The following is a 13,433-nucleotide window of genomic DNA, read 5'->3' on the forward strand; positions in this document are numbered from 1 at the left end:
TCACTCCGTTTGCTCGCTGTACTCCTCGGGAGAGAGGAGCGCGTCGAACTCGGTCGTGTCGGACGGTTCGAGTTCGAGCATCCACCCGTCTCCGTACGGGTCGTCGTTGACGAGTTCGGGCGCGTCGAACAGTGCTTCGTTGACCGCTACGACAGTGCCCGAAATCGGGGCGTAGAGGTCTGAGACCGCCTTGATGCTCTCGACGACGCCGAACTCGTCGCCGGCAGTGACTTCGTCGCCCTCCGCAGGGAGTTCGACGAAGACGACGTCGCCCAGTTCGTCCTGTGCGAAGTCGGAGATGCCGACGCGGACGGTGTCGCCGTCGGTGGTGGTCCATTCGTGCGATTCGAGGTATTTTCGGTCGTCTGGAATTTCGAACATTATCGGTCGATAAAGGGTGGTGTGACTATCTCTGCGCGCTTCTCACGGCCACGGACGAGGATGTTGATATCGGTCCCCGAATCCGCGTACTCGACGGGGACGTAGCCCAGGCCGATGGGTTCTGACAGCGTCGGACTCATCGTTCCACTCGTCACGACGCCGATGACGTCGCCGTCTTCGGTGGCGATATCGTACCCGTGTCTGGGGACTCCTCGGTCGAGGAGTGTGAAGCCGACGAACGTCTCGTCGACGCCGGCTTCTTTCTGGCGTTCGAGGGCATCGCGGCCCACGAATTCGGTGTCTAACTTGACGACGAAGCTGATTCCGGCCTCGTACGGCGTTCGTGGTTCCGCTTCAGGGTCGAAATCTTGCCCAGAGAGCAAGTAGCCCATCTCGAGTCGGAGGGTGTCACGAGCACCGAGACCACAGGGTGTGGCGTCGAGCGACGACCACACAGTCTCGGCGTCGTCCCACGGACAGAGGACTTCGAAGCCGTCTTCGCCGGTGTAGCCCGTTCGGGCGACCCAGCATTCGACGCCTGCGACGTCCGCGAACGTCGCTTGGAACTTCGAGAGGTCACCGAGCTTCGCGTCGGGTGCTGCAGCACCGACCGTGTCGAGCGCATCTGGGCCCTGTACTGCGAACATTGCCCATTCTTCGGTGACGTCCTCGACAGTCGCATCGAGGCCCCACTCGTCGCAGAACGAGGTCCATCGGTCGTACATCTCCTCGTCGTGCCCTGCGTTCGGGATGAAGAGATACACCCGGTCGTCGCGGTCTGGTAACCGATAGACGACGGTGTCGTCGATGATGACGCCCTCGTCGTTGACGATGGCCGAATACTGCGAATCACCCGGGTCGAGGGCCGTCACGTCGTTCGTCGTCAGGCGTTGCATCAAGGCAGTCGCGTCCGGTCCGGACACCTCGATCTCACTCATGTGCGAGACATCGAAAATGCCAACGGACTCTCGGACTGCCGCATGTTCTGCCTTGATGGAGTCGTACTCCACAGGCATGTCCCATCCGCCGAACTCCGTGAAACGCGCCCCAGCGTCAGCGTGGGCGTCGTACAACGGCGGCTTTCGAAGGCCCATACGGGCCACTGCGGACCGCGATAAGTAATGCTTTGGTATCTCTTCTCGCGGTGTGTACACGATTGTGAATTGATTTGCTTGTCAGGGAGGAAGAAAGAGCATACATTCGCAATACTGGTGCCAAAAACAGCCATCTCGGAGCATCCATCTATATTGTTGCCATTCTCGGAAATAAACTGAATACTGCGATACAGAAACGTGCCGTACCCGAAATCATCGCTGGCGATATCTCTCCTCTGTCGAATAACGGGAGCGTGAGTGGCCTACCGACCGACGATGTCGGCCACGTCGTCGAGTGCGACGAACCGCTTTTCGCCGTCACGCGTCTCCAGTTCGACCGCCCCCGTCTCTCGGTAGTGATTTCCGAGGACCGCTTTCCAGGGGATGCCGAGTAAGTCGCTCTCGGCGAAGCGCTCACCTATCGTCTGGGTCGCGTCGTCGAAGAGGAGTGTCTCTTCTCGCCCGCACGCGTGATGGAGTTGGTCGGCCGCCGCCTCGATGTCTCCGTCGTAGTCGAGGGGGACGATTGCGAGGGTGTAGGGAGCGACCGACCCGTGGTCGGTCACGGGCCATCGGAGGCCACTCTCGTCGGCGTGCTGTTCGGCCAACGTGTGGATGAGTCGCTCGACGCCGATGCCGTAACTTCCCATCTGGACCAGTTGTGACGTCCCGTCGGCGGTGTCTACTGTCAGGCCGGCGGGTTCGGAGTATCGGGTTCCGAGTTTGAACACGTGTCCAATCTCGATGCCCTCGCTCGCGACGAGCGTCTCGTCGCAGTCGGGACACGAATCGCCGGCGTCGATACTGTGGTCGGGCGATTCGTCGGTGACGCCGAATCGACACCCGTCGGTCTGGCAGGAGACGAGTTCGAGACTCCCTGTTTCGACGGGGGCGATGAACTCTTCGGAGGCTGAGCCACCCATCACGCTGTTTTGTGCGCTGGCGACGACGAAGTCGACGCCGACGGCGTCGAAGATTCGGCAGTACGCCTCGCGGACGCGAGTGTACAGCTCGTCGAGTGACGCCTCCGTTGCGTGGAGGCTGTACGCGTCTTTCATCGTGAACTCCTTCGTTCGAAGCAGTCCGTTTCGAGGGTGGTCGTCGCGGTGTTTTCGCTCGACTTGGTACAGGAGCAGAGGCACGTCGTCGTAGGAGCGAACGAATCCGTCGACGAGGTGAACGATACCCTCCTCGTGCGAGGGTGCGAGACACATCTCCTGTCCATCGCGGTTTTCGAAGGTGAACATCTCACCCTCGAAACTCCCCCAGCGTCCGCTCTGTTCCCAGATGGCTTTGTGCTGGAGGTTGGGCAGGCTGATTGCCTGGCCACCGATGGCGTCCATCTCGGTTTCGATTCGTCGGACGACGTTCCTGCGAACGCGCTCCCCGGTTGGGGTGAAGCCGAACAGTCCGCTTCCGAACTGCCGGACGAGGCCCGCCCGGACGACGAGTTCGACTGTGTCGTTCTCCCAGCCCTGCGTCTCACGACTCGTGAACAACGTCACGTCGCTACGACGCACTCACACCACCTCCAGTAGTGCGGGTGTGACAGGCTCGAGGCTCGTCTTCGAGGATGAGGATGCTCGTCAGTCGTCGGGCAGAAACAGTGTCGATACGGCTATCGCGGAACCCAGCCGTGAGTCGCGCTGGACCCACGGCTTCGGATACAGAATTGATGATCTGTTGCCATACGATTGTCAGGAGCCACGGTGTGCGAATAAACTTTGTTTGGGTATGCGTGGCAGTGTCACGGTCTTTTTGCCACTGTGTTACCAGGCACAGTTTGAACCCGGACTGTGTTATCTGTCACCAGGCACAGTTTGAATCAGGAGATAGATTTATTAGCACCGGGATAGAAATAGTTACTATGATTGTTGTAACTTCTGAAAAACAGACGCCTGTCCGCTCCACGCCCGCCCGCCGCACCGCCACGTTCGCGGAGATGTCCGCCGCGATGCGTGACCTGTGAATCTCTGTTTTTGCTCCGAACACTCCGCCGATTCGACCACTGTGGGTCTCCTCTCTGAAGTTGTCTAACACTCCTTCGTCGACTGTCAGAGACACGGCCAGAAGTGTAGGTTAGCCTATTATTCCGCGAAATTCTGGCATCTGAGGCCCTCTAACCCGGGATTATGCGGGTGGTTGGATGCGTTTCGGGAAAACGGATATACCCTTGGGTGACATATCCTACCAAACTGGGCAACAGTGCCCTGATACCCATGGCAGACAAACCACACCAAAACTTAGCCATTATCGGACACGTCGACCACGGAAAGTCCACACTCGTCGGTCGACTCCTGTTCGAGACAGGCAGCGTACCCGAACACATCATCGAACAGCACCGCGAGGAAGCAGAATCCAAGGGCAAATCCGGTTTCGAATTCGCCTACGTCATGGACAACCTCGCAGAAGAGCGTGAACGCGGCGTCACCATCGACATCGCCCACCAGCGCTTCGACACGGACAAGTACTACTTCACGATCGTGGACACACCGGGGCACCGCGACTTCGTGAAGAACATGATTACCGGTGCGTCGCAGGCCGACCACGCGATTCTCGTCGTCGCCGCAGACGACGGTGTTGCACCGCAGACCCGTGAGCACGTCTTCCTCGCCCGGACGCTGGGTATCGAGACGCTCATCATCGCGATCAACAAGATGGACACCGTCGATTACAGCGAAGACACCTACAAACAGGTCAAAGAGGAAGTTCAACAACTTCTGAAACAGGTCCGCTTCGACAGCGACGACGCCGGTTTTATCCCCATCTCGGCCTTCGAAGGAGACAACATCTCGGAGCACTCCGACAATATGCCGTGGTTCGACGGCCCGACGGTGTTGGAGGCGCTGAACAACCTTCCAGAACCGTCGCCGCCGACTGACGCACCGCTTCGAGTCCCGATTCAGGACGTCTACACGATTTCGGGTATCGGAACTGTGCCGGTCGGACGCGTCGAGACTGGCATCCTCAAAACCGGCGACAACGTCCGATTCATGCCGTCAGACGCCGGTGGCGAAGTGAAGACCATCGAGATGCACCACGAAGAGGTCGGTCAGGCCGGACCCGGCGACAACATCGGCTTCAACGTCCGTGGTGTCGGCAAAGACGATATCCGGCGTGGCGACGTCTGTGGCCCGGCCGACGACCCGCCGTCCGTCGCGAAGACGTTCAAGGCGCAAATCGTCGTCATGCAACACCCATCGGTCATCACCGCTGGGTACACGCCGGTCATTCACGCGCACACCGCACAGGTCGCCTGCACGTTCGAATCACTCGACCAGAAACTCGACCCCGCGTCGGGTGAGGTCGCAGAGGAGAACCCGGACTTCATCAAAGCCGGTGACGCAGCAATCGTCACGCTCAGGCCACAGAAGCCACTCAGCATCGAGCCATCGTCAGAAATCGCCGAGCTCGGAAGTTTCGCGATTCGCGATATGGGACAGACTATCGCTGCCGGCAAAGTGCTCGAAGTCTTCGACTGAGCCTTCAGCCCGACTGTTTTTTGCCGTCCGTGTGGTCAGGCGTGGCTCTCGATACCGGGGTAGAGCGCTGAGACCTGCCAGACGTTCGCGCGGACGCCCGCACGTTCGATGTCCATCCGGACTTGTTCACCAGCCCGGTGGGTCGCGAGATAGTCGCGAAGCGCCTCGTCGTCGTAGGAGGTGACGTGGTACGTCGACCCGTTTTCGTCTCGGACTGTCGCCGCATCGTGGTCGTTTACTTCGTTTACGATTGTGAACGTCCTCACTTCGTTTGTGGACACCAGTTCGGGCATGTTCGGTAATATGGGCGAATATAGCATAAAACCGCCGACTCGTTTGATAAATAATTATAAACCAAGAAACAGTTGTTGCGTAGCTAGACGTGGGTATGGCGACGGCCAGGCATGGCGTCGCCTCGTCTCAAGGTTGCTTCAAAACGGCCCGACTCTGGCTCGCAACACACGTTTCACGCGCCGGTTGTTGGGACCCGGCGTGGGACGTGACGTGAGTCGGGACACCATCGTCGATGGTGTGTCTGTCTTGGGAATCGACAGGCGACCACGAAACTGTGATTCGTCGGCTGCAGTGAGTCGAGCGCATCCAAGAAAGGGCTCTCTAGTAGGTTAACAAACCGCCTTGATATAACAAGGGATACTTACACCGCTGGTTGACTACTGACGCGTCGACGCACGTCGACGTAGTAATTTTTGAGTACGTCGCGTCCGAGTCGCAGCGGTGTTTCGGGGTCGACTTCGTCGTCGAGGACGGCGGTCACGGTCCGTCTATCGCCCGCGATTTCGACGACGATATCGACACGAGGGGGAGCATCGTCGGTGACGACAGACGGCGGTTCGGTGCCGATTTCGAGGGCCAACTGCGGGTAGATACGGGTCGTCTCGGTGGCCGTGTCGATGTTCGCGAGGACGACTTTCGACCCACTGAGTCCGGTGACTGTCACTCGTTCTGTGAAGCCGACGACTGGGACCCGGTCGTCGCGAACCGTCGATGGTGCATCTTTTGGTGGCGAGCCGTCGAGTTGCCGGCTCAGCCGTTCGAGAAGTTCTTCGTCGACACTGCCGCCTGCTCGTTCGATGGCGAGTCGGGCAATCGCGGCAGCGGGCGAGCGTCCCGTCGCTCGGAAGAACCCGCGGAACCCTGCCGTCGGGTTGACTTCGAGAACGACCCATCCGTCGGGACCTTCGATGAGGTCCACACCGGCGTAGTCGAGTCCGAGCGCCTGAACTGCGCGGAGTGCCGCCGAGGCGGCCTGTTGGGAGATGTCGTCTGTCGCGTCTTCGACGTCGCCGCCGAGTGCGACGTTCGTTCGCCAGTCTCCGGCCGGAGCGTATCGATACATCGCACCGACGATCGTGTCGTCGACGACGTAGACTCTCAGATCGCGGTGTTCGTCTGCTTCACTGAGATACTCTTGGATGAATGCACGGCGGTCGTCGACGCTCACCGACAGCGGTCGTTCGTGTTCAACGAGCCACGTCCCGCCGCCGTTGGTTCCGATCGCGGTCTTGTAGACGAACGGCATCCCGAAGTCCGGCCGTGCTTCGTTCAGTTTGGCGTCACCAGTCGCGAGATAGGTGTGCGGCACTGGAACGCCTGCTGCAGCGAGCGTTGCCGACGTAGCCTGCTTGTGGACGGCGAACAGGACGTTTCGCGGGTCGTTGAGAACCGGACGGACAGCGGCGTAGCAACTGGCGATAGAGAGGTCTTCGAGCGGCGTCGTCGATTTCGAGAGTAAGAGTCGGTTGATGACGATATCGACGTCTGGGTCGAGTTCGACACCCTCCGACGAAACGTCGATACCGATTACTTCCTCGTGAAGCCACACCGCTTCGTGCCCCAGTTCCGTGATCGTGTTGCTGAGTGCTTTCGTCTCTCGGCTATCGTGAAAACCGAGAATTCCTACCGTAATTGTCGACTCACCTCCCACCATACCTCCAATACGGGGTGGAGTAGTATCAGCACATCGCGGAATCTGCGAGTGCGAGAACCACGACTGTCAGGATACGAAGAACGTTCTGGCAAGAAAAGAACAGTGACTGTCCACCGACCGGCGTGTTCGTGGACCCCATCTGGACGTGCTCATGAAACGTCCGTCGTGGGTGATGTGTTTGCTTGCACGGGTCTGTCCACGATATCGCTCGTTACTCACCACCCCTCTGAGAGTGCCCGCTCTGAGAGGGCCGACGAGTTAGTGATACCGCCGAATCTGTCGTCGTTGAACCGCGGGTTCGGCGGCGATTCCTGCATCATGGGTTCCGTTGACGTTCTCGAGCGCGCGGATGGATGCCTTCGGAGGCGACTCGACCGCGGCGGTCTCAAGTACGTCGTTCCCCCTCTGCCCCGATGACCGTTCTGGCGTCCCTGCTGCCACGCCGACCATGTCGGAGTGACCGGTCTCGGCAGCGCGCCGAGGGACGGGCCCTCGTCCGACATGTAGGGAACGTACCATGGGCACACCAATCTCAGAAGCATGTGCTAATATGTACTCGCTTGACTGAAATCGAGATTTCACCAACTAATCGAGAGCACAAGCAGAGATTGGAAAGATAGTTAGTGGGATATTTAGCCAACTCGCCTCCCCCGGCTCGTTGGTTAGCACACGAGGGGCACACTCACTCATCGCACTCACCTCGAAATTTATAAACGCGGAACCGGGTGAGGTGATGTATGGACCTCCTGCGCCGCTTGTTCGGTTCCGATGCCGCACCATCGGGCCGGGTTGCCCTCTTCGTGGACGGCCCCAACGTCCTCCGCGACGAGTTCGACGTCGACCTCGACGACATCCGTGAGGCGGCGCGGACCCTCGGCGGCCAGATGAGCGCGACGCGTCTGTACGTCGACGAACACGCCACGCCGGGATTGATTCAGGCGGCCGAAGCCCGCGGGTTCGAAGTCATCGTCACCAGCGGCGACGTAGACGTCAAACTCGCCGTGGACCTCACCCGGTACGCCGTCGAGGGACGTGCCGAAGTCATCGCAATCGCCTCCCGCGACACGGACTTCAAACCCGCACTGGAGACGGCCAACGAGTACGGAATCCGGACGGTCGCCATCGCACCCGGCAGTCACGGCCGGTCGGATGCCCTCCAGAACGCGGCGACGCACGCTGTCACCCTCGACGAACTCGCAGACGAACAGCGCGACTGACCGTCGATACACTCGCCGCCCACACCGTCGAACCCGAACGGTTCGCTTTTTTCCCGGCCGACCGACCACCCGTCTATGCAGGAGTTCGACACGCCGGTACTGGACAATCACCTCCACCTCGACCCAGACCATGGCCGCGGTGTCGAGGCAGTCAAAGATTTCGCCAGAAGTGGCGGCACGCACCTCCTCGTCGTGAACAAACCGTCGTGGCTCCTGGGCCACGAAGTCGAAACAGGTGCGGACTTCCGCCCTGTCTTCGAGACGACCATCGACGTGGTTCGCGGAGCATCGGAACTACTCGACGGCCGAGCGTGGCCCGTCCTCGGTGTCCACCCCGGACTGGTCTCGAAACTCGTCGACGACAGAGGGTTCGACCCCGAAGACGCGCACGACCTGATGTGTGCCGGCCTCGACACCGCCGCCGAGTTCGTCCGCGCGGGCGACGCGCTCGCACTCAAGTCCGGACGACCGCATTACGACGTGACCGACGCCGTCTGGGAGGCGTCGAACGACGTGCTCAAACACGGACTCGAACTCGCTGCCGACTGTGACTGCGCACTGCAACTCCACACCGAATCGACGACCGACCTCTCGGACGTGGCGTCGTGGGCCGACGAACGCGGCCTCCCCCGCGAGCGCGTCGTCAAACACTACGCACAGGGTCACCTCGTCGGCGGCACCCCGAGTGTCATGAGCGACAGAGACCGTCTCGAAGTCGCCGCAGAACGGGGCGACCCGTTCCTCATGGAGACCGATTTCATCGACGACCCGGACCGACCCGGTGCGGTGATGGGACCGAAAACGGTGCCCAGACGCGTGGACTGGATGCTGGAGGAAGGATACGACGCTGCGGTTCGAAACGCACACGTCGAGACGCCTGCGCTCGTCTACGATATCGATACCGAAGCGACGCTCGACCGGTGAGACAACGAGTTAGGCAAGCGAGACAACGAGTTCGACCGGTGCGACAGCGAGTTGGACAAGTGAGAGCGGCGGTTCGATAGGGCTCACCGACTGTCTGTTCAGTGAGAACGACCCTGGAATGGTCGACCATCTCGCCGTTGTCGGGGAGTTTCGTGCGTCATCTTCGCACGTTTCGGGGTCGCACACGCTGCCATCGGATAAGAAAGGCATTTGAGTCCGGCACGGGAGGATGTAGATATGACCGAGGCCGAGGAACGATACTACTCCCCGGAACGCTGGCAGAACTGGTTGACACGCGTCGAAGAAGAGGACTTGGACCTCGAAAGCGAGGAAACCGGCCGCCTCTTGATGAACATCCAGAACGACGCGGCCATCGCGCTCGCGAAGATTCTGGCCGCGTACGACGACGGCACCCTCGACGAAGAGGGCGCTCTCGACGAACTCGCCACCGTCCACGACATCGTCATGGCGGAAGCCGAGTTCGAGTCCGAGAACGAAGAAGGTGAGATTCTCATCGGAAGCGTCCAGACGAGTCTCACGTGTGCGTTCTTCGCGGCCGAAGAGTACATCGTCGCTGGCCCATCCGAACTCGAAGACGACGTGGAAGCGTACGTCCTCGCCGCCGCGGACGCCGAAGCGAACGACGATTTAGACGCCGCACTCGGCTACATCGTCCAGATGGGGACGAACGTCATCGACGGCGAAGACCTCGACATCTCCGTCCTCGACGACATCGAGTTCGGACTCGTCACCGAGTGGGTCGACGGCATCGAGAGCCTCAAGAGCGGTCTCTCGGAGCCTGAAGTCGTCGAAGAAGAAGACTAACTTCGGCCTCACACGCTCCACTTCTCTTCGTTTTCGCCCCGGAGAGCGTGTGCACCGCCACTCTCTGGCGACACTGTACCGACGAAGCGGAGCGCCGTCAGCGTCGGGGCGATAGCGCTCGAACGAAGTCTTTAGTTCGGGTTTCCGTTGCCAGTCCCGCTGCCGGTTCCACTTCCGCTAGTCGAGTCTTTCTTCGGAACGGCGACGAAGTAGGTCGCGAGCTGACCGTTGTCGAACCGAACGCTGAGGATGAAGAAGTCTCCACCGGCACCGAGTTGGTTCGTGCTCCCATCTTTGAAGAACTCCAGCGTGATGTCCGCCCGCCCGTCCGACGGGAGGGAGACGCTATTCGGTCCGAGGGTGTGTTGCTGACCGCCAATGGGTTGTTGAGCAGACCCGTTGAACGTGACATCGGTCGCCAGTTCGCCGCCCTGGTCCGGGTAGTAGAACGACACGCGGAAACTCGTGATGGTTCGGTCAGCGCCGGTGTTGTTGAGCGTTATGTTCACGATGTTGGCACCGGTGTTCGACCCGGCTTCTGCTCCGTCGAGAATGACGTCACCCTCGTAATCGTTTGGCGGATTTATCTCGTCGGTCGAACCACTTCCCGACCCGTCTCCAGACCCGCTTCCGTCGACGACCGGAATCGTGTAGGTCACAGATTCGACGGGTTCTATCGTCCCGTTTTCGTCGAAGTCGCTCGACGCCTCGATGGTGATGTCGCCCGACGCGTCGTCATCGACGGTGAACGTGAACTTCGACTGGCCCTCGTCGGTCGTCGTGATGGTTTGACTTGTCGGTGTCGCACCGCCGCTGAGCGTGAAGTTGATGTCTTCACCGCCGACCGGGTTGTTGTATCCGTCTCGGGCTTCCACGACCACCGAGGCGGTTTCACCGGGCGAGACAGTAAGGTCAGGCGTCACCGGGACGAGATATTCGGGGGGTGGCGCCTCGACTGACGATGTCGCAGACGCCGACGACAGTTCGACTTTTGCGAGTCGGAGTTCGTACGTCTCGTCGCCATCCAGCGTGATTCGAACGAGCGTGTTCGACGAGTCGGTTGCAGCGTCGAGATCCGTAATCGAGACGACGCGGTCGTTTTCTCGCATCCGGTCTGCCGCAGTCGACCGGTTCCACGCCGTCGCGTTGGTTCCGACGGGGACAGTAACTTCGATGTCGGCGCCGCTCGAATTCGTCACGGTCACCGTTCGCGTGGCCGACGTCACGGGCGTGACGGTGAGTGGGGTCTGGATGGCCGCCTGACCGATTCGACCATCGAGTGCGACGACAGTGAGTCGGTTTCCGGAGAGCAGTGTCTGCCCACCGAGTGGGACGACTCTCGTGCCCGCCTCACGCTGGACCGACATGCCCGTCACCGAGACGGGTTCGGCGTCGAACTCGTTGTAGTCGGGCGAGTAGCGAAGCACCCTGGTCTGGTACTGTCGGGGAGACCCATCCCACACCGTCTCGACCGAGTCCGGTTCTCCGTCGACAGCGTCTGCACCGACAACTGTAATGGTGCGATGGTTGGACAGCGAGAGACTCCCTGTCGGTGGACCGGGGTTCACGAAGAGCGCGCGCGGTTTGTATCGCACACCGGTTCGGACGACAGTCCCCGACTGCACGTCTTCTATCGCACCGGTGAGGATGTTGTTGTGCAGTGAGACGAGGTCGTCCGAAGCATCGAGGTACGCTTCGAACTCCGTCGCTTTCGTCTCCTGCGGGACGACCGTCGCCTGATAGAGCGACAGGCCGATGACGAGGATGCCGAACAGGAGGATGGCCCCCACCTGAATCGACTGCCCTCGTTCACTGTCGAGAAACTCCATTGGCGGGGAAAACCGCGTGGAAGCGTATAGGTCTATTGCCGTGAGTCTCAGTCAGCAGAGAGACTCTGCCACGCGGGCGGTTGCGTCCCGTTTCGCATCACTGGAACCCGCTGAGTCGAACAGGTGAGATTCGAGCAGCGAACGACGAGAGGGTGGTTATTCAGTGGATATCGACAACCGACGTAACTCCCTATCGACAAAACCATATGCCCCCACTCTGAAGAATCATCCATGACTTCCGTGGGCATCGATGCCATCGAGATTCGAACGGGCAAACTCTTTTTAGACCTTCCTAACACCTTCGCGCCGGTGAAGGGCGAAGACCCAGAAAAGTACACCAAGGGGCTTGGACTCTACACGTCGTCGTTCCCAGACGTGTACGAAGACATCGTCACGATGGGGGCGAACGCCGCCAAGACCCTCATGGACCGCAAGGGTCTCAAACCAGAAGACATCGGCCGAATCGACGTGGCGACCGAGTCCGCGTTCGACAACTCCAAGCCCGTGTCGACGTACATCGCTGGCTGTCTCGAACAGGTGTACGATGGCGACTTCCGCCACGCCAACAAAGGCGAGCGCAAGTTCGCGTGTATCGCCGGCACCCAGAGTCTCGACGACGCGTACAACTGGATCAAAGCCGGCCGCAACCGTGGCCGTGCGGCGCTCGTCATCGCCACGGACACCGCACTCTACGAACGCGGTGACCCAGGTGAGGCGACACAGGGTGCCGGTGCCGTCGCCATGCTCATCGACGAAGACCCGGACCTCGTCGAACTCTCGACCGAACAGGGCTACGGCAGCATGGACGAGACGGACTTCCTCAAGCCGAACCAGCAGTTCCCGTCTGTCGACGGCAAGCGCTCCATGCAGGTGTACCTCGCACGCATGCGCGAGGCGCTCGAAGATTACGAGAGCGTCGCAGGTCGCACCCACCCCGCCGACTTCGAGTACATCCCGTTCCACACGCCGTTCCCCGGCATGGTCCGAAAAGCGGCGCTCCTCGGCTTCCGCCACATGAGCCGCGACACGGAAATCGAAGACGAACTCGCCGGCGAAATCGGCCGTCAGCCGCGTGAAGCCGACTTCGAGACGTGGGACGACTACGAAGAAGCGATCCGTGGATACATGGACGACCTGAAGACGACCGAACAGTACCGCGACTGGTACGACCGTGTCATCGACCCGACCATCGACATCTCGAGTCGCGTCGGCAACTGGTACACTGGGTCTGTCCACATCGCTCGCCTGTCGGCGCTGAAAATCGCCGCCGAAGAAGGCAAGGAGATGACCGGGAAGAAGCTCCTCGTCGGCTCGTACGGCTCTGGCGCACAGGCCGAGATTCACGCCGAGACGGTCCAGGACGAGTGGCTCGACGAAATCAACGCCGTCGACGTCGACTCCCAACTCGAAGCCCGGACGGAGATTTCGTTCGACGACTACGAACTCATCCACGACGTGCACAACCACGAGAAGGAGATCGAAGTCGAGGAGTTCACCCAACCCGAAGGCGAGTTCGTCTTCACTGGGTGGGGTCGGATGAACGAGCGGCGTTACGAATACGTGGAGTAACGCGAATCGTCCACGTGAGCGAAGCGAACGTGGAGCCGGAGCAATTTATTGCTCCGAGCCTACGAGTACGTCGAATAGACGTCGAGTAGCGGTTGCGTCCGCGTGAACGGAGTGAACGCGGAGACGAAGCGAGATTTCGCTTCGGGATTACGAATACGTGGAGT

12 protein-coding genes are annotated in these 13,433 nt (G+C 60.4%); 5 read left to right on the forward strand and 7 right to left on the reverse strand.

Features of this window, described 5'->3' with window-relative positions; translation table 11 throughout:
* From gcvH to ACK3SC_RS13210, 3 genes are all read right to left on the reverse strand, one after another.
* Window positions 1–381, reverse strand: a complete 381-nt coding sequence (gcvH, locus tag ACK3SC_RS13200; protein ID WP_416840654.1) for a glycine cleavage system protein GcvH — start codon at window positions 379–381, stop codon at window positions 1–3.
* The gene (gene gcvT / locus ACK3SC_RS13205; RefSeq protein ID WP_416840655.1) at window positions 381–1,475 is read right to left on the reverse strand and encodes a glycine cleavage system aminomethyltransferase GcvT; all 1,095 of its coding nucleotides are present in this window, start codon (window positions 1,473–1,475) and stop codon (window positions 381–383) included. Before gcvT ends, gcvH begins: the two co-directional genes overlap by 1 nt.
* A gap of 263 nt (window positions 1,476–1,738) precedes the next feature.
* Window positions 1,739–2,995: an aminoacyl--tRNA ligase-related protein gene (locus tag ACK3SC_RS13210; RefSeq protein ID WP_416840656.1), complete on the reverse strand. Its 1,257-nt coding sequence runs from the start codon at window positions 2,993–2,995 to the stop codon at window positions 1,739–1,741.
* Window positions 2,996–3,694: 699 nt separating this feature from the next.
* On the opposite strand from ACK3SC_RS13210, the gene tuf reads away from it, so the two are divergent.
* A complete protein-coding gene (gene tuf, locus ACK3SC_RS13215) occupies window positions 3,695–4,957 on the forward strand; it encodes a translation elongation factor EF-1 subunit alpha (RefSeq protein WP_416840657.1) in 1,263 nt (420 codons plus the stop codon).
* Between the two features lie 35 nt (window positions 4,958–4,992).
* Here tuf and ACK3SC_RS13220 read toward each other — a convergent pair whose 3' ends face one another.
* From ACK3SC_RS13220 to ACK3SC_RS13230, 3 genes are all read right to left on the reverse strand, one after another.
* Window positions 4,993–5,250: a hypothetical protein gene (locus tag ACK3SC_RS13220; RefSeq protein WP_416840658.1), complete on the reverse strand. Its 258-nt coding sequence runs from the start codon at window positions 5,248–5,250 to the stop codon at window positions 4,993–4,995.
* A 362-nt stretch (window positions 5,251–5,612) separates the two neighbouring features.
* Window positions 5,613–6,905: an ATP-grasp domain-containing protein gene (locus ACK3SC_RS13225; protein WP_416840659.1), complete on the reverse strand. Its 1,293-nt coding sequence runs from the start codon at window positions 6,903–6,905 to the stop codon at window positions 5,613–5,615.
* A 258-nt stretch (window positions 6,906–7,163) separates the two neighbouring features.
* On the reverse strand, window positions 7,164–7,424 hold the full coding sequence (locus tag ACK3SC_RS13230; protein WP_416840660.1) for a hypothetical protein: 261 nt from the start codon (window positions 7,422–7,424) through the stop codon (window positions 7,164–7,166).
* Between the two features lie 218 nt (window positions 7,425–7,642).
* Between ACK3SC_RS13230 and ACK3SC_RS13235 the strand changes: the two genes are divergently transcribed.
* The 3 genes from ACK3SC_RS13235 to ACK3SC_RS13245 all read left to right on the forward strand — a co-directional run bounded on the left by ACK3SC_RS13235 (window position 7,643) and on the right by ACK3SC_RS13245 (window position 9,871).
* Window positions 7,643–8,122, forward strand: a complete 480-nt coding sequence (locus tag ACK3SC_RS13235; RefSeq protein WP_416840661.1) for an NYN domain-containing protein — start codon at window positions 7,643–7,645, stop codon at window positions 8,120–8,122.
* 75 nt (window positions 8,123–8,197) lie between these two features.
* Window positions 8,198–9,046: a TatD family hydrolase gene (locus tag ACK3SC_RS13240; RefSeq protein ID WP_416840662.1), complete on the forward strand. Its 849-nt coding sequence runs from the start codon at window positions 8,198–8,200 to the stop codon at window positions 9,044–9,046.
* A gap of 237 nt (window positions 9,047–9,283) precedes the next feature.
* Entirely contained in the window at window positions 9,284–9,871 is a 588-nt protein-coding gene (locus ACK3SC_RS13245; protein ID WP_416840663.1) for a DUF2150 family protein, read from the forward strand.
* A gap of 131 nt (window positions 9,872–10,002) precedes the next feature.
* On the opposite strand, the gene ACK3SC_RS13250 is transcribed toward ACK3SC_RS13245, so the two are convergent.
* Complete coding sequence (locus tag ACK3SC_RS13250) at window positions 10,003–11,700, reverse strand: hypothetical protein (protein ID WP_416840664.1); 1,698 nt, start codon at window positions 11,698–11,700, stop codon at window positions 10,003–10,005.
* Window positions 11,701–11,931: 231 nt separating this feature from the next.
* On the opposite strand from ACK3SC_RS13250, the gene hmgB reads away from it, so the two are divergent.
* The gene (gene hmgB, locus ACK3SC_RS13255) at window positions 11,932–13,269 is read left to right on the forward strand and encodes a hydroxymethylglutaryl-CoA synthase (RefSeq protein WP_416840665.1); all 1,338 of its coding nucleotides are present in this window, start codon (window positions 11,932–11,934) and stop codon (window positions 13,267–13,269) included.
* Window positions 13,270–13,433: the final 164 nt, after the last annotated feature.

The organism is Haloferax sp. DFSO52 (genome assembly GCF_048158745.1).
Classification (GTDB): Archaea; Halobacteriota; Halobacteria; order Halobacteriales; family Haloferacaceae; genus Haloferax.